This is a genomic window from Wolbachia endosymbiont (group A) of Norellia spinipes, from assembly GCF_964273535.1.
Genome location: NZ_OZ187006.1, coordinates 420,672 through 436,328 on the forward strand (window position 1 = coordinate 420,672; position 15,657 = coordinate 436,328).

Consider the following 15,657-nt stretch of genomic DNA (forward strand, 5'->3'; position numbering starts at 1 on the left):
TATTATGAGAAGAGCTATATCTGTTGGAATTGGATGAAAAATGGGGCACAAAGTACCCTATGGTTATAAAATCTTGGCAGAATAATTGGGAAAACTTGTCTGGTTATTTTAAGTATTCTGGTCCAGTTAGGAGGATAATCTACACCACCAATCCCATAGAGGGGCTACATAGGCAAATTAGGAAATTCACTAAGACCAAAGGCTCATTTACCAGCATAAATGCCTTGTATAAGCAGGTATATTGTGCTATAAAGAAGGCAGAGGAAAAGTGGACGATGCCTGTACATGATTGGGCATTAACTATCTCTCAACTTGATGTTTTCTTTCCTGGCAGATTGAAAATTAAGTTGAACTAAAAATGCGGTTTGACACAGTTTATTTAACACTCCCAATAGAAAGTGTTGGATGTAAAGTTTTATTTTTGCCGCCATACTCGTCTGATTTAAATCCAATTGAGAAGTTCTGGTTTGCCATCAAGCATGCCATAAAAAAAGCGCTGCCAAGCTTTTGGCCTGATATCAATTCTGCTATTGATTTTGTTTTTCAGTATTCAGGTAACCCTTTCTTGGGTTAGCTATAGGATCATCATCTATTCTTTTTTCTCTACAAGTATAGTATTTTCTAAAACGAATGATAAACGTCTAAAATGGTATTACCAACTAAAAGGTGTAAGTCTGTACATTGATGCATTAGAGGTCTGAGGCGACTTTTGATGGTGTGCCAACAATGCTCTATCGGATTTAGATCGGGTGAATATGTTGGAAGATAAAGCAAATGACAGCCAAAAGACTCTATTAATGACTTTGTTTTGGGAGTTTTATGGAATGTAGCATTATCCATAACTATGGTTGTATTACGCTGCAATTGTGGTTCGCTCTAACCATACATTAAATACATCTTTATTACACCCTCCTGTGAAGGTCATTGGTGCAATAAACTTCTTTTCAATCCATCCACCTATTATACTCACTCTTTCCCGCTTTTTTCCTGGAACATCAGCATATATTTTTTCTCCTCTTGGAGCTCGTGCATATTCTCAGTATAGAATATATTATACCTTTATCATTCGCTTTTGAAAATACTATACTTGTAGAGAAAAAAGAATAGATGATGATCCTAAATATTTAATAAATTTGACTACTGAGGAATTTCAAAAATCTCAATTTTTTATTAATTGTGAGATGTGGTACATTCTATCTTCATATAGCTTTCCTCTTCATACCTCAACTAATGAAATTAGAAGCATCAACTCCCTTCTGCAAGCAAGCAGCAATAACAGTGTTCATCATTAGAAATGCAATTGTCATTGGGCCAACGCCTCCGGGTACTGGGGTAATAGCTTTGGCTTTCCCTTTTATTCCCTCAAAGTCAACATCACCTACAAGCTCTCCTACATTAACACTATTTATGCCAACATCGATCACTATTGCACCTTTCTTTATCCAGTCTGCTTGAACAAAATTTGGCTTTCCGACTGCTGCAACTACTATATCCGCTTTAGAGCAATATTCAGCTAAATCTTTACTCTGTGAGTGCAAGATGGTAGCAGTGCAATTTTCCTGCAGCAATAGGTGAAACATTGGCTTGCCCACGATATTTGACCTACCAATCACCACTGCGTTTTTACCGGAAAGGTTCTCTTCAATTGATTTAATTAAATGCAAAGAACCTTTAGGAGTGCAAGGTATAAGGCAGTTTTTTTCACCTTTAACTAATCTACCAACGTTTTCATCGTGGAAGCCATCTACATCTTTTTCAATACTTACTGCGTTAATTACTCTGCTTGCACTAATATGATTTGGTAAAGGCAACTGTACTAAAATGCCATGCACAGATCGATCTTCATTTAACTCATTGATTTTTTCAATCAATTCATCTTCTGAAATATTATTAGGCAAAACAATGGTCTCAGAACTTATGCCTATTGATTCCGCTTTTTTCTGTTTGTTGCGAACATAAACCTGACTTGCTGGATTGCTGCCCACGAGAATTACTTTCAGGCAAGGAAAAATGTTATACTCTCTCTTTAAAATATCAATTTTTTGTGATAGCCTCTCACATAGGTCGTTTGCTATTTTTTTACCATCAATAATAATTGTCACTTCCTTGCCACTCCTTAAAGTCAGGTAATTTGATATCAAATAAATCCAATACTTTGCCAACAGAATGATTAATAATATCATCCAACGATTTTGGTTTAATATAGAAAGCAGGCACTGGTGGAGCAATTATTGCTCCCATCTCCGTTAATTTTAACATATTTTGTAAATGCCCAAGATGTAGTGGTGACTCTCGCACCATAAGAATTAATTTTCTTCTTTCTTTTAGCGTTACATCTGCAGCCCTTGTCAATAGATTGGAAGTAACACCTGATGCAATTTCAGACATTGTCTTCATAGAGCATGGTGCTACAATCATTCCTGAGGTTTTAAATGAGCCACTTGCTATTTTTTCTCCTATTTTTTCTTCAGAATAGTAAAAATCTGCAAGTGATGTAATATCTTCAAGTTTTTCTTTAATCTCATGAGCTAGAGTTATTTTTCCAGCACGACTTATCACTAAATGAGTTTCATAACCAAATTTGCAGCGCGTGACGCTGGAATCTATATTTCTTTTTCCCTGGATCCCAGTGTCAGCTACTCGGATGACAGGGATAAGAGATCTATTAATATTTCTTAACGCCTCTAAAATACGTACACCGTAAATAGAACCAGATGCTCCACTTATTCCAATTACAATTCTGCTATTCACTTAACTCTTCTTCGTAGCTCATTCCCAATGCACGTTTATAGGTATCAAGCAATATTTCCTGTTCCTCTCTGTCATCATCATCCATCTTCCTCAGCCTAATAATTTGTTTCATCACTTTTATATCCCAACCTTCATCTGCGGCTTTTACATATACATCACGAATGTGATCTTGCACATCCCTCTTTTCTTGTTCAAGTTTTTCGATTCTCTCTATGTAACCCTTCAACTCTTCAGCCGTTATTTTTACTGTATCTTCCATGAAACTCCACTAATTAATTGCTGCTACTAGTATTACCAGTTTTTACTTGCACTTCAACAACAGTAATAATATTTTTATCTTTTTTTAAAACCTTAAAGCGAAAACCATACATGGAAAACTCCTCGCCTTCGTCAGGAATGCGCTCTATTTCATTCACAATCATACCTGCTAGAGTTGTAGCTTCTTCATCAGGGAGATTCCAGTGTAACTGCCTGTTAATGTCCCTAATAGTAGATTTTCCTTCTATGTGATACATATTGTCAGATATTTTCTTTATGAAATTCTCCGTGATCAAATCATGTTCATCCGAAATTTCTCCAACTATTTCTTCCAGTATGTCCTCAAGAGTTACAATTCCCTGCAGTGCTCCATACTCATCAATAACAAATGCAAGGTGTTTCCTGTTCTTACGGAAGTTATGAAGTTGCACGCTGAGCGGTGTACTTTCTGGTATAAACCAAGGCTTTGACATAACTTGGGTAATGTCAACTTCTTCCGCTTTATTATTCTTTTCACGCAAGGCATTTATTAGACCCTTCACGTGAATTACACCGATAATATCATCTGGTTCTTTTTGCCATAAAGGTATCCTACTATGACTGCTAGTTAAAATTTCCCTTATTAACTCTTCTTTACTTCGATTTATATCAAGAGAAAATAAATTTCTTCTATGGGTCATAATTTGTGATATTTCTGTCTCAGCCAAATCAAGTATGCTGCTTAGCATATCTAAATCCTGTTGTAACATAGTTCCTTCACTGCGGTGAAGAGTAATCATATTACGCATTGCATCCGCTGCAGATATTACTTCCTTATCTTTATGCAGCCCACATAATTTCAGGATGAGGTTAACAATAAATTGAATACCTAGCGTCAATGGAGAAAAAATCTTTACAAAAAACAATACAAAATAAGCAGAAAATGATGCAAATTTTTCAGGATTTTGAATAGCATAAGTTTTTGGTAGAACTTCGCAGAATAATAAAATACAAAATGTCATTATAATTGTTGATAGGAGAATGCCCTCATTTCCAAAAAGATTGATAAATATTGCTGTAAATAAAGCAGAGCAAGTAATATTAATAATTGTATTGCCGAGCAATACCGTTCCTATTGTCAATTCTTTCTTATTTAATAAGCGGTCTATTATCCTGGCTCTTTTGTTACCGTCTAGCTTTAGCTTATTAACTCGAGAACGGCTAATTGAGGTTAAGCCTATTTCTGCTCCTGAGAACAAAAACGATAAAATTAACAAAATAAAAATTGCTGATGATACTAAGACCAATAACCAATCCATTAAAGTACGATGTTATTGTGATAAAAAATAAAATTAATTTTACATGTTATGAGAGGTATTTGCAAGCCTGAATTTATATTGCCGAATTTTATATATCTTTAATCTTAAAAAATAAATCATAAAGCATATTACACGCCGCATTCACATGCTCATCCTCAATGATAAGTGGTGGGGTTATCCTTACTACTTTGTTGTTTGAAACCCTAGTTATTATTAAACCTTTATCAAGAGATCGACTAATAACTTTATCAGCTACAGGAGTTGCTAGTTCTATTCCCATTAGTAACCCTTCTCCACGAACTTCTGAAATCATCTCAGGAAATTCTTTAGCTAAAGGCAACAGCTTTTCTTTTAAATATTTACTAATTCTCTTAACATGATCAAAAAAGCCTTCTTTTAGCATTATATCGAGCACTGCATTACCAACAGTCATGGCAAGTGGATTGCCACCATAGGTTGATCCATGAGTTCCTGGAGTGATTGCTTCTGCTATGTAATCTTTTACTAAACATGCAGCTAGAGGAAAACCGTTACCCATAGCTTTTGCACAGGTTAGCATATCAGGTTCAATGCCGACATTTTGATAATAAAATAAAGAACCGATGCGTCCATATCCGCATTGCACTTCATCAAAGCACAAAATTATCCCTTGAGCTTTTGTTATTTTCCTTACTTTTTGAAGATATTCTACGTCTAGTGGATATACTCCGCCTTCGCTTTGTATGGGCTCTAAAAACACAGCAGCTGTTTCATTGCTGATTTTTTTCTCCAAAGCTTTAATGTCATTTCTTGGCACTTTATCAAAACCAGAAAGAAGCGGAGCAAAACCTTCGCGTGATTTTTCACTGTTTCCAGCAGAAATTGCAGCAATACTGCGGCCATGAAACCCTCCTTCAATTGTAACAATACGATTACGTTTTGCTTGCCTTTTTGAATAAAAGTAACGACGAATAAACTTAATTGCAGCTTCTGTTGCTTCAAGCCCACTTGAGCAGAAAAAAACTTTATCTGCAAAAGTAAGGGTTGTTAAACGTTCAGCAAGCCTTTCTTGCTCGGGAATAGTGAAAATGTTAGAGCAGTGCCATAGTGAGCTCAATTGCTCTTTCAGTTTGTCTGTAATGTATGGATGACAATGCCCTAAAGAAGTTGTAGAAATACCTGCAGCAAAATCTAAATATTTTTTACCATCTTTGTCAAAAAGATATGCCCCTTCTCCCCTAACTATAGGAGTGTCAAGTCTATTGTACGCATTAACAACATGATCCATTTTATAAGTATTGTGGTATTATCTGTATTATACCTGAAATGAATCCATTAACACAAAGCTTTTCCTTTAACCTCTTATGCTACCTCAACTAAAAATTTGGCTAATGCAAACCTTTTTTGTCATTCTATAGCTAAAGTGACTTAGTTTTACCAACACTTATTAGCATTGTAAAAGTTTTTGTTTCTATTGAATGACAGTTGTAGCCTATGCAAGAAGTCTATTGACTTTGAGCGCACTTTAGCCTATACAATTTTAATATCTTAAACTACTGGACATGCCCGATCTAAAGACAATGATGTTAAATTTTGGCCCTCAGCACCCAGCTGCACATGGAGTGTTGCGCCTTGTTTTAGAGATGGACGGCGAAGTGGTTGAGAGAGCTGATCCTCATATTGGGCTTTTGCACCGCGGTACTGAAAAATTAATAGAACATAAAACGTACCTTCAAGCTTTGCCTTATTTTGATCGCCTTGATTATGTATCACCAATGTCACAAGAGCATGCATATTCACTGTGTGTGGAGAAATTGTTGCAATGCGAAATTCCAATTAGGGCAAAGTATTTACGTGTCTTGTTTTGTGAACTGACGAGAATACTAAATCATTTACTGAACGTCTCTTCTCAAGCACTTGATGTTGGAGCAATGACTCCCCTTTTATGGCTCTTTGAAGAAAGAGAAAAAATACTGGAATTTTACGAAAGAGCTTCAGGTGCAAGGTTTCACGCAGCTTACATCAGGCCAGGTGGAATTGCAGCAGATGTTCCAGAAGGTTTGATTGAGGATATTGCAAAGTTTATAGAGCAATTTCCAAAGTATATAGACGATGTTGATGAACTTTTAACAGAAAATAGAATATGGAAGCAACGCACTGTAGGAATTAGTGAAATATCAGTAGCGCAAGCACTTGATTGGGGCTTTAGTGGCCCAATGTTGCGCGCTGCTGGGCTTGCTTGGGATTTGCGAAAAAGCCAGCCATATGAGATATATGATCAACTAGATTTTGATATACCGATCGGCCAAAATGGCGACTGTTATGACCGTTATCTAGTGAGAATGGCAGAGATCAGGCAGTCTGTTAGCTTAGTGAAGCAGTGTATAGAGAAAATGCCTGAAGGGCCAGTAAAAACTGAAGATAGAAAAATTTCTCCACCGCCAAGAGCGGAGATGAAAAAATCTATGGAAGCTCTCATCCACCATTTTAAACTTTATTCGGAAGGGTATCATGTACCAAAAGGTGAGGCTTACACAGCTGTTGAGGCACCAAAAGGCGAGTTTGGAGTGTATATAGTTTCAGATGGTACCAATAGACCTTACAGATGCCGAATAAGAGCACCTGGCTTTGCACATTTACAAGCCTTAGATTTTATGGCAAAAGGACACATGCTTGCCGACGTTGCAGCAATTATTGGCTCACTCGATATAGTTTTTGGTGAGATTGATAGGTAATTATTGTAAAATAGCAACTCAACTAGTGGTCAATACATCTTCTATTAAAAATTGTACAAATTCATTGCCATTCCAGTAATTCATAGAGATTTTACCCAAAATAGCTTTAACATTACCCTGCATGATAGCAGAGCCAAGATGAGTATTTGCAGAACGAAATGCAATAGCTCTTACCATAATATTATCATCAGCAATAAAACATTTTATATGGTCAACTCCTATAACTTCAGGCTTTCTTATCTTTGCTCCTTGGATAATAAACCTTGGTTCAGGATTCCCAACTCCAAATGGTCCCAAGCGTTGCAATTGATTCCATAAAGATAAATTTATTGCTTTAGCAGTTACTATACTATCAGCTTTTAAAGTTTTCTCATTTATAGAGTTTGAAAATCTTTCAGTAAAAAAATCATGCAAATCATTTATTTTGTCTTCTTTAATTGAAAATCCTGCCGCCATACTATGGCCACCACCTTCAATAATTAAATTTGTAAACTTTGCGGAAAGGACTGCAGCACCGATATCAACTCCCAAAATTGATCTACAGCTTGCTTTTCCTATTCCATTGTTTAAAGACATCACTATTGTTGGTAAGTGAAACTGCTCCTTTAGCCTCGATGCAATTATACCGATTATTCCCTGGTGCCAGTTGCCGCTTACCATTATAAAATTTACACCTAATTGGGCAAATTTTTCCGCTTGTGCTGTAGCTTCCAAGAGAGCCTCATTTTCTAACACTTTCCTTGCATTATTCAAATCTATTAATTTTAGCGCGATTGAATGTGCCTCTTCATCATCATCGGTGGAAAGCAACCTTGCACCGAGCGATGCTTCTCCAATTCTTCCTCCAGCATTTATGCATGGCCCAATACTAAACCCTAATCGTGAAACACTTGGTTTTTCAAGGATCCCCAAAGCATCAAATAAAACACGCAAGCCAACGTTTTTTCTTGCTGACATAACTTTTAATCCTTGTGAGACAAATGCTCTATTGAGGCCTGTAATCTGCATAACATCGCAAACAGTTCCAAGGGCAACTAAATCCAGCAGATCAAATAAATCTGGTTCTTTTTTGTTGGTAAAAAATCCTTGCTCACGTAGGCTTTTATTAAGAGCAATAATCAGCAGAAATGACACTCCAACTGCTGCAAGGTTAGTATAAGGAGAGCTTTCATCAAGGCGGTTTGGGTTAACAACTGCTACGGCGCTTGGTAACTTTTCCGTACCAAGATGATGATCGACAACTATAATATCAAGACCAAAGACCTTTGCATCTTCTATTGGTTGATATGCAAGCGTACCGCAATCAACGGAAATACATAAATCGATCCCGTTTTTTTTAAGTTGTAATAAAGCATCTGTGTTTAATCCATAGCCCTCATCAACACGATCTGGAATGTAGATTATAGAGTGTATATCGATTGCTCTCAGGTACCTGTTAATCAATGCTGACGACGTTGCACCATCAACATCATAGTCACCAAATATTGCAATGTTTTCATTATTTTTTATTGCCCGTATTATACGAGAAACAGCTTTATCCATATCAAGAAGGTGAAAGGGATCTGGTAATAGCGATCTGATTAGTGGATATAAGAAGTCGCTCGCATTTTCTATGTTAACACCACGAGTAACCAATATTCTTGCTAGTACTTCTGGCAACTCAAATCTCTGTATAAGAGTTAAGATTTCCCTTTGATCTGCTTCTTGCAACTTCCACAATGCATTTGTTATGCTGCGCTTTTCAATTTCAAGTAGCATATTCTTTGTAAATAAAACTACTTTACCAGAACTTTTAAACTTGTTCTATAATTGTATTAGATGCACAGTTCCAGAGTGTGATGGTATGATAAAATGTGAGAAAAAAATATCATCAAAGGGAGGAATTATGGGACAAGTATTACATGGGTGCGCCAGAACAACAGAGACAATTCGTAGAGCAATACAAAATAGTAAAGAGAGCATAGCAAAACTCTCCAAGTGTTATAACCTTAAACCAAAAACTATTATTAAGTGGAGAAAACGCTCATTTACCAAAGATGCTGGTATGGGTCCAAAGCATCCAAGATCAACTGTTTTAACTTTAGAAGAGGAGGCTATAATTGTTGCATTTCGTAAGCATACTCTATTGCCATTAGATGACTGTCTCTACGCTTTGCAAACCTCAATCCCACATTTGAGTCGCTCCAGCTTACATCGTTGTTTACAAAGGCACAACATTAGCAGACTACCAGATGTCGATGGTGAAGTTAAATCAAGAAAGAAATTCAAACAATATCCTATAGGCTATTTCCATATTGATATCGCGGAAGTTAGAACAGAAGAAGGAAAGCTGTATTTGTTTATTGCAATAGATCAAATTCACCTACGTTGAGTTGCACAAAAGTGCTACAAAACCCATAGCTGCTGAGTTTTTAGGTAATCTGATTAGAATTTTACCGTATAAAATCCACACTATTTTGACAGATAATGGCATACAATTTACAAATCAGAAGCGCCATAAATACGCCTTCCAACACATATTTGATAGAGTTTGTGAAGAAAATAACATTGAACATCGTCTGACAAAAGTTAGCCATTCTTGGACAAATGGACAAGTTGAACGTATGAATAAAACTTTAAAGAATGCTACGGTTAGGAAATATTACTATCGTTCGCATCAGCAACTTAAGGAGCATCTTTATGACTTTGTTATGGCCTACAATTATGCAAAGAGACTCAAAGCTCTTAGGGGTCTTACGCCTTTTGAATTTATATGTTCTCAGTTGACAAAGTCTCCTGAATTATTTATAATAGATCCACACCATCACACTCTGGAACCATACATCTTATACTCTACCTTAATTCTAGTTTCCGGACAACCTCTATCTCTACAAAAACTATATTTTTCTTCAGAAGAGAGTTATATTGTAACTATGGACAAAATAATCATAAAAAAATTTGGTGGGACTTCGCTAACTGATTTAAACCGAGTTGCAAATTTGATAAAAAACGATATTGAGAAAGGTTGTAATGTAATCGTTGTTGTATCTGCTGTTGCAGGATTTACTGACCAAATGGCTTTTCAGGCTAGGCAAATCTCAAATTTAAGTTGCAGACAAGAGTTATCAGAGTATGACGTTATGCTTTCAGCAGGAGAACAAATTTCTTGCGGTCTATTAGCTATCACTCTCCAATCGATCGGAGTTAATGCTAAATCGTGGCTTGCCTGGCAGTTACCGATTGTAACTGATGATTTTTATTCTGAGTCTAAAATAAAAACAATAAAGATTGACCGTGTGAAAAGATCTTTTGCTGAGGGTTATACTGCTGCGATCATCGCTGGTTTTCAGGGTATAAATGATGATAGAATCACTACTTTTGGAAGAGGAGGCTCTGATATATCAGCAGTTGCCTTCACGGTAGCCTTTTGTGTTAGAACTTGCGAAATTTTTACTGATATTGATGGAATATATACAGCAGACCCGAGAATTGTTCCAAAGGCACGCAAGCTCAAATTTATCTCTTACGATGAAATGTTGGAAATGTCGTCATCTGGTGCTAAAATACTGCATAATCGTTCAGTACAACTTGCAATGAAGCATAACATTAAAGTGCAAGTGCTATCCACTTTTAAAGAAGTAGAAGGCACCACAGTACTACACAAAAGGGATGTACTAGAGAGATACTTAATTACTGGAATAGCTTATAGCACTAATGAAGCTCTTGTAACTTTCACTAACCTTGCAAATAACTTGCGTACTTTAAGAGATATAGTAGGGGCAAACGTTAAAATTGATATGATACATGGGTCAAGTTTTGTTATCTCCAAATTTGATATTGATTTAATGGAAAAGTTACTGAATAAGAATGAAAATTATGCTATAAACGATAATGTAGCTAAAATTTCAATAATTGGTATTGGTGTTATGTCTAACACTGAAGTGATGCACCGCACACTCAAGGTTTTAAGCGAAAAAAAGATAGAAATACTTGCTATCACAACATCCGAAATCAAAATCAGTATAATTGTTCAAAAAGAATACGTTGTAGCTTTGGTCAAAGATTTACATACTGAGTATGAGCTTGATATGCAACACTAGGATAGGCTCGACGTCCACAACTGTACGAACATTGCAATTTGGGCCTACCAAGGAGGGTGTCATTCTCCTGTCATCCAAGTAGCTGACACTGGTTCCTTTATGACGGTGTCATCCCAGTGCCCAGACACTGGGATGGCTTTGTTGCATCACACTTTATGAGATGGTGATTTATGGTAAATTCATGTAACTATCTCAAATTTAGCCATACCAATATCAGTGAATTTATTAAGCAAATAGCATTTGATTAGCAGTTCTTTTTCTCGATTTATCTCAGATTTATTCCTAAAACTAAATCCGAATATTTGCTTTAATCTTGAGAAAAACCCTTCAATATAAGATCTTTTCCCATAATTTACTTCTTTTTTCCATTCTTTCATGCCATCTTCACCGTATAATTTTATTAACCTAATAGCAGCATTCCTGTCAGACATATAATCTATTTCTGGATGTTCTGCCGCATTGTTTATTGGTGGAATTTTTGTCTTTATATCATATTCGTTACACAACTTATAAAACTTGTGCCTATCACATGCTCTATCTGCATATAGTGCTTTTATGGCATGCTGAAAATCAACTTCTTTTAGCAAATCACAAGCTCCATAGTGATCAGAGTAGACACCGTTACTGTATTTTACAGCTATGGCTTTTTTGTTGTTTATATTCAACATTACGTGCAATTTTCTCGTTTGCTCATAGCCACGATATTTTCTGTCAGTGCTATTTTCCTTGCTGTGTGTTGTTGTATATACTAATTCCTGTACTGTCTATAGCAATTTCGATATCTTCCATATTATTTTTATCAATTCTGCAATCATTTATCTTAATATTAAGTTTCTTTTGATGCTTGTGAATAGCTGATAACTGCCAAATCTCTTCCTATTTGTTGCAAATACCCTTTTATAAACCCGACTGTTTGTCTTAAACCAATTCTAAAGAAACTGACGATTATATGCACCAAAATCACAACTTTATCACTATAAATATAGTTGCCGCCCTGCATTTTTGGACAATTCTCGTACCAATTTTCTATGGCGTCATTGATATAACAAAAAATGCTTCCTCTTTCTTGGAGAAATTTGTTATATTCATGGCAGTTACTGACTCTCATTTTTTGTGGCATATTTTTTCTTCAACAGTTAAATGGCTATTTATAATGAATTTTGTCAGTAACTGCCAGTTCTTTTCACTTGAGCGATGCAACAAAGCCATCCCAGTGTCAGCTACTCGGATGAAATCATAGGGGCGCTGGGATGACACCCTGACAATCGTCATCCCGCTACTTGTTAGCGGCTAAGAGATACCGCGGCGGTATGATGTAGGGGTTGCCGAGAACTTGTCATTCCAGTGCTTGACACTGGAATCTAGTTCTTATTGTACATTTACTTGGTGTAGAGTTAAGTTTCCTGGATCCCAGTGTCTGGGCACTTTAGACAATGTTACAAAAAATAATATCATAGAATTCAATAGGATAATCCCTAGAGAATTACTCATCTACAAAAAGGCAAATCGTGTTAATGCTGTTTAGATGTAAAAGATAAGCTAAATCTTTACATGGAATTTAAAACAGTAGAATACCTTTGATTGAAAGAAAGTACCAACTTTATGGGGTGAGCAACTGCAACTACTACCACTAAATCAATAAATCTTAATAGGGGAAAACATTATGAAAACGTCAAAACTGACATTAGTATGTGATATATATGAGTTAACAGATAAAGATAGAAAGAATATACAAAAACTAGCAAGAAAAATAGAAGAAGGGGAAGGTGTTGCCGAAAAGTTCAAAAATGGAATATTCAAAAAGTCCAGCTATAACGCAAGCACGATTCTTTTAGCAAAAATAACTTACGAGTATCATGGTAGAGAGGAGACGTTGTCACTACTACATTATGCTATAAGTCATAAAAATAATCAAGCTGTAAAAGATCTTTTAGAAGAAGCCAAAAAACAAAAACTATTAAAGGAAGTTCTGAATGAAGAGATGACCACAAAACATTCAGATGGTCGGGAAGAAATTCATACAATACTTACAGATGCTATATCACGTAGAGACAATGACATGATTAGAGCAGTGTTAAAGATCTCTGAGGAAAATGGTATTTTGAAAGATATTCTAAAAAAGAGAATAATTATAAAACATTCAAATAGCAAGGAAATGACTTACACCCCATTCACCTATGCTGAAGCGTGTGAAAATAGTGAAGCTGTAAGAGAACTGGGAAATATTCTTAATAAGAGAGCAACCCAGCAGCCCACTGTTGTAACAGCCAAAACTACTACAGCTAGAAGTGAAAAAGTGCTTCAAGATACTATCGGTAATATCGAGGCACCGGCTAACGCATATGAAAATAATAATGAAAGTAGTCTTGAAGAATCTATAGAACATAAATATCTTGAGCCATGCGAAAATAGTAATGAAAGTAATACAATAGCTATAGAGCACATCGCTGCTTCAATAGAAAAGCTCGATAATACTGGAATATGCGAAAAAAATGAAACTGCTGTAACAGAAACTGACATACAAGAGCCAAATGCTTCCAACAGCCTTTCTTCTGCTGCATGTTTTGATAATGGATCTAGCAAAGAAAATACTGCAGACAAAAAAGAAAAACCATCAATGCAACAAAGACGAGCAATCTTGGCTGGTAGTGTTGGTGCGGCGTTACTAGTCAGTAGTGTTGTAGCTTATATATTGAAAATGTATGCCATAGCGATTATTGGGGGAAGTGTTGGATTAGCGTGTATAAGTTTTGCGTTGTATGATGCACTAAAGCCCAGCACACAGCTCGAGAAAGTGGAAAATGTAGAGCAACTAGATGTTAAATCTCTTCCTAGTTTGTGAAGGAAATGCTCTACCGAAATTAATATATTGATATCCTTACTATTATTAATAACAAATAAATATTTAAAAAATTTCTTGACTTCCGCCAAAATAGATGGCTTTATGCCAATACTACTAAGAAAATAGTAGTAAACATTAAAAAAAATTGAAGCGTTAATTAGTGAGGATTTTTACATGAGTAATAATAACAATAACAGAGAATCAGTGTTAGCACGACTACTATCAAAGACCCCTGAGCAGCTAAAACTATACTGCAAACTGCTCGATAATGAGAAAAGACAAGATCTTTATCAAAAGGTGCTAAAGGAAATGCGTGAGAACCCAGAGGTTAATCAGGTGAAGAAGCTGAACGAAATAGCTGCTGTTATAGAAGAGGCCATTGAAGAGTGAAGAAAGTGAGTTTATTAATTAATACATATAAGATATTAACACGATTAGGAGTATCCTCATGAGAGAGAATAAGCAGTGCATATAGGAATTTATACGGGTTTTACAGTTAATAAAAAAATAATGTTTGTGTCTGTAGAATGGAATAGTTTTATTAATTTAGTGAGGTTGGTATGTGTAATATCATAGAAAAGTATTTAGTAGATAAGAAAGATGTTAATGTTAAGAATGATGAAGGGAATACGCCTTTGCATTTAGCTGTGGAAGAAGGTAATCTTGAAGCAGTTAAACATCTTATAGAAAAAGGTGCTGGTATTAATGCTGTTAATAGGTATGGATATACTCCTTTGTATATTGCTGCTTATAAAGGTAGCACAGATATAGCTGTATATCTTGTAGAGAAAGGGGCTAATGTTAGTGATAACATTCTACATGAAGCAAGTAACTTAGATATAGTAAGACATTTTATAGCAAAAGGAGCTAATATTAATGCTACTAAAGAAAATGGTGAAACATTTCTGCATATAGCTGCTATAGACGGTAAGTTAGAAATAGTTCAATATCTAGTGGAAGAAAAAAACTTCAACATAAATGCAGCAAACAAGAAGGGTAATACTGTTCTGCATCACGCTGCTCATGGTGGTTGTGAGAGAACAGCTAGATATCTAGTAGAAAAAGGAGCAAACGTGAAAGCAACTAATAGACATGGGATAACACCCTTGCATATAGCTGCTTTTTGTGGGTACTCATATGTGGTAGAAAATCTTATAGAAGATGGTGCCGACAAGAATGCCATTAGTAGCAATGGTTGTACGCTAGCACATTATGCAGCTATAGGCGATGAGTCTGGTATGTCATGTGTCCTTGAATATCTAGTAGAAGAAGAAGGAATAAATTTTAATGTCACTGATAATCTAGGTAGTACACCACTACATTGGGCAGCTTATTGGAATAATAGTGAAGTAGTAGAGTATCTTGTGGAGAAGCGAAACGTGGATATAAATGTAACTGACAATGAGGGCAGAACGCCTCTACATTGGGCTGCTTACCACGCTAACATTGATTTAGTAAAATATTTCATAGAGAGAGGAGCTGAAATTAAGGCCACTAAGAAATATGGGAATACACCATTACATTATGCCCTTAATGGTCAATGGAATGATGATTATTTAGAGGTAGTTGAATACATAGCAGGAACAAGAAAATTAACTATTCCCGAAAATGTTGAAAACGTTGAGAAGGACAGCTTGGACATCATCAAATATGATTTTTACTGAAGTCTTACTCTCTTACGGTAGTGCAAAGGAAAGTCTCCTTTAATAGAATCT

Annotated in this window: 16 protein-coding genes and 3 pseudogenes; 9 read left to right on the forward strand and 10 right to left on the reverse strand. The window is 35.9% G+C overall.

All coding sequences use genetic code 11. The features are described from left to right. Positions 1-11: 11 nt before the first annotated feature. Positions 12-356: pseudogene (locus ACFZP3_RS02135) on the forward strand (transposase); the annotation flags it as partial. Between the two features lie 2 nt (positions 357-358). Then, on the forward strand, positions 359-574 hold the full coding sequence (locus ACFZP3_RS02140) for a transposase (RefSeq protein WP_373457553.1): 216 nt from the start codon (positions 359-361) through the stop codon (positions 572-574). Positions 575-621: 47 nt separating this feature from the next. Here the strand turns inward: ACFZP3_RS02140 and ACFZP3_RS02145 are convergent. From ACFZP3_RS02145 to ACFZP3_RS02170, 6 genes and pseudogenes are all read right to left on the reverse strand, one after another. Beyond that, positions 622-1,006 (reverse strand): annotated as a pseudogene (locus tag ACFZP3_RS02145) (transposase). 217 nt (positions 1,007-1,223) lie between these two features. Continuing rightward, positions 1,224-2,102, reverse strand: coding sequence for a bifunctional methylenetetrahydrofolate dehydrogenase/methenyltetrahydrofolate cyclohydrolase FolD (gene folD, locus ACFZP3_RS02150; RefSeq protein WP_253309370.1), 879 nt, complete (start codon positions 2,100-2,102; stop codon positions 1,224-1,226). Further along, positions 2,086-2,751 (reverse strand): UbiX family flavin prenyltransferase, encoded by a 666-nt coding sequence (locus ACFZP3_RS02155; RefSeq protein WP_253309371.1) that lies wholly within the window; start codon positions 2,749-2,751, stop codon positions 2,086-2,088. Before ACFZP3_RS02155 ends, folD begins: the two co-directional genes overlap by 17 nt. Then, positions 2,744-3,010: a DUF2312 domain-containing protein gene (locus tag ACFZP3_RS02160; RefSeq protein WP_064125346.1), complete on the reverse strand. Its 267-nt coding sequence runs from the start codon at positions 3,008-3,010 to the stop codon at positions 2,744-2,746. Before ACFZP3_RS02160 ends, ACFZP3_RS02155 begins: the two co-directional genes overlap by 8 nt. A 13-nt stretch (positions 3,011-3,023) precedes the next feature. Continuing rightward, entirely contained in the window at positions 3,024-4,307 is a 1,284-nt protein-coding gene (locus tag ACFZP3_RS02165) for an HlyC/CorC family transporter (protein WP_386086757.1), read from the reverse strand. An 88-nt stretch (positions 4,308-4,395) separates the two neighbouring features. Next, positions 4,396-5,574 (reverse strand): aspartate aminotransferase family protein, encoded by a 1,179-nt coding sequence (locus ACFZP3_RS02170; protein WP_386086758.1) that lies wholly within the window; start codon positions 5,572-5,574, stop codon positions 4,396-4,398. A gap of 274 nt (positions 5,575-5,848) precedes the next feature. Here ACFZP3_RS02170 and ACFZP3_RS02175 point away from each other — a divergent pair, with 274 nt between their 5' ends. Beyond that, positions 5,849-7,021, forward strand: coding sequence for an NADH-quinone oxidoreductase subunit D (locus ACFZP3_RS02175; protein WP_253309374.1), 1,173 nt, complete (start codon positions 5,849-5,851; stop codon positions 7,019-7,021). Positions 7,022-7,039: 18 nt separating this feature from the next. On the opposite strand, the gene recJ is transcribed toward ACFZP3_RS02175, so the two are convergent. Continuing rightward, positions 7,040-8,779, reverse strand: coding sequence for a single-stranded-DNA-specific exonuclease RecJ (gene recJ / locus ACFZP3_RS02180; protein WP_386086759.1), 1,740 nt, complete (start codon positions 8,777-8,779; stop codon positions 7,040-7,042). Between the two features lie 127 nt (positions 8,780-8,906). On the opposite strand from recJ, the pseudogene ACFZP3_RS02185 reads away from it, so the two are divergent. Both ACFZP3_RS02185 and ACFZP3_RS02190 read left to right on the forward strand, forming a co-directional pair. After that, positions 8,907-9,843: pseudogene (locus ACFZP3_RS02185) on the forward strand (IS481 family transposase); the annotation flags it as partial. Positions 9,844-9,933: 90 nt separating this feature from the next. After that, positions 9,934-11,100, forward strand: a complete 1,167-nt coding sequence (locus ACFZP3_RS02190) for an aspartate kinase (RefSeq protein WP_386087098.1) — start codon at positions 9,934-9,936, stop codon at positions 11,098-11,100. 179 nt (positions 11,101-11,279) lie between these two features. Here the strand turns inward: ACFZP3_RS02190 and ACFZP3_RS02195 are convergent, their stop codons facing one another. The 3 genes from ACFZP3_RS02195 to ACFZP3_RS02205 all read right to left on the reverse strand — a co-directional run bounded on the left by ACFZP3_RS02195 (position 11,280) and on the right by ACFZP3_RS02205 (position 12,372). Beyond that, entirely contained in the window at positions 11,280-11,768 is a 489-nt protein-coding gene (locus ACFZP3_RS02195; protein ID WP_151807721.1) for a transposase, read from the reverse strand. A 158-nt stretch (positions 11,769-11,926) separates the two neighbouring features. Then, positions 11,927-12,220 carry a transposase gene (locus tag ACFZP3_RS02200; RefSeq protein WP_253309376.1) on the reverse strand — a complete coding sequence of 98 codons (294 nt, stop codon included), beginning with the start codon at positions 12,218-12,220 and terminating at the stop codon, positions 11,927-11,929. Continuing rightward, complete coding sequence (locus tag ACFZP3_RS02205) at positions 12,205-12,372, reverse strand: hypothetical protein (protein ID WP_386086760.1); 168 nt, start codon at positions 12,370-12,372, stop codon at positions 12,205-12,207. The genes ACFZP3_RS02200 and ACFZP3_RS02205 overlap by 16 nt, the downstream gene beginning before the upstream one ends. A gap of 61 nt (positions 12,373-12,433) precedes the next feature. Here ACFZP3_RS02205 and ACFZP3_RS02210 point away from each other — a divergent pair, with 61 nt between their 5' ends. The 4 genes from ACFZP3_RS02210 to ACFZP3_RS02225 all read left to right on the forward strand — a co-directional run bounded on the left by ACFZP3_RS02210 (position 12,434) and on the right by ACFZP3_RS02225 (position 15,606). After that, entirely contained in the window at positions 12,434-12,625 is a 192-nt protein-coding gene (locus ACFZP3_RS02210; RefSeq protein ID WP_386086761.1) for a hypothetical protein, read from the forward strand. Positions 12,626-12,763: 138 nt separating this feature from the next. Next, entirely contained in the window at positions 12,764-13,942 is a 1,179-nt protein-coding gene (locus ACFZP3_RS02215; protein WP_265044988.1) for a hypothetical protein, read from the forward strand. A gap of 174 nt (positions 13,943-14,116) precedes the next feature. Next, positions 14,117-14,332 carry a hypothetical protein gene (locus ACFZP3_RS02220; RefSeq protein WP_264688148.1) on the forward strand — a complete coding sequence of 72 codons (216 nt, stop codon included), beginning with the start codon at positions 14,117-14,119 and terminating at the stop codon, positions 14,330-14,332. A gap of 170 nt (positions 14,333-14,502) precedes the next feature. Further along, positions 14,503-15,606 (forward strand): ankyrin repeat domain-containing protein, encoded by a 1,104-nt coding sequence (locus ACFZP3_RS02225; protein ID WP_309166543.1) that lies wholly within the window; start codon positions 14,503-14,505, stop codon positions 15,604-15,606. The last annotated feature ends 51 nt before the right edge of the window (positions 15,607-15,657 follow it).

What these genes read in the sequence shown, in the direction of transcription:
- recJ (WP_386086759.1), bottom strand. Translation starts at nt 8,779, where the DNA reads ATGCTACTTGAAATTGAAAAGCGCAGCATAACAAATGCATTGTGGAAG.
- ACFZP3_RS02170 (WP_386086758.1), bottom strand. Translation starts at nt 5,574, where the DNA reads ATGGATCATGTTGTTAATGCGTACAATAGACTTGACACTCCTATAGTT.
- ACFZP3_RS02220 (WP_264688148.1), top strand. Translation starts at nt 14,117, where the DNA reads ATGAGTAATAATAACAATAACAGAGAATCAGTGTTAGCACGACTACTA.
- ACFZP3_RS02195 (WP_151807721.1), bottom strand. Translation starts at nt 11,768, where the DNA reads ATGTTGAATATAAACAACAAAAAAGCCATAGCTGTAAAATACAGTAAC.
- ACFZP3_RS02160 (WP_064125346.1), bottom strand. Translation starts at nt 3,010, where the DNA reads ATGGAAGATACAGTAAAAATAACGGCTGAAGAGTTGAAGGGTTACATA.
- ACFZP3_RS02225 (WP_309166543.1), top strand. Translation starts at nt 14,503, where the DNA reads ATGTGTAATATCATAGAAAAGTATTTAGTAGATAAGAAAGATGTTAAT.
- ACFZP3_RS02205 (WP_386086760.1), bottom strand. Translation starts at nt 12,372, where the DNA reads ATGACGATTGTCAGGGTGTCATCCCAGCGCCCCTATGATTTCATCCGA.
- ACFZP3_RS02200 (WP_253309376.1), bottom strand. Translation starts at nt 12,220, where the DNA reads ATGCCACAAAAAATGAGAGTCAGTAACTGCCATGAATATAACAAATTT.
- ACFZP3_RS02175 (WP_253309374.1), top strand. Translation starts at nt 5,849, where the DNA reads ATGCCCGATCTAAAGACAATGATGTTAAATTTTGGCCCTCAGCACCCA.
- ACFZP3_RS02215 (WP_265044988.1), top strand. Translation starts at nt 12,764, where the DNA reads ATGAAAACGTCAAAACTGACATTAGTATGTGATATATATGAGTTAACA.
- ACFZP3_RS02165 (WP_386086757.1), bottom strand. Translation starts at nt 4,307, where the DNA reads ATGGATTGGTTATTGGTCTTAGTATCATCAGCAATTTTTATTTTGTTA.
- ACFZP3_RS02190 (WP_386087098.1), top strand. Translation starts at nt 9,934, where the DNA reads ATGGACAAAATAATCATAAAAAAATTTGGTGGGACTTCGCTAACTGAT.
- ACFZP3_RS02140 (WP_373457553.1), top strand. Translation starts at nt 359, where the DNA reads ATGCGGTTTGACACAGTTTATTTAACACTCCCAATAGAAAGTGTTGGA.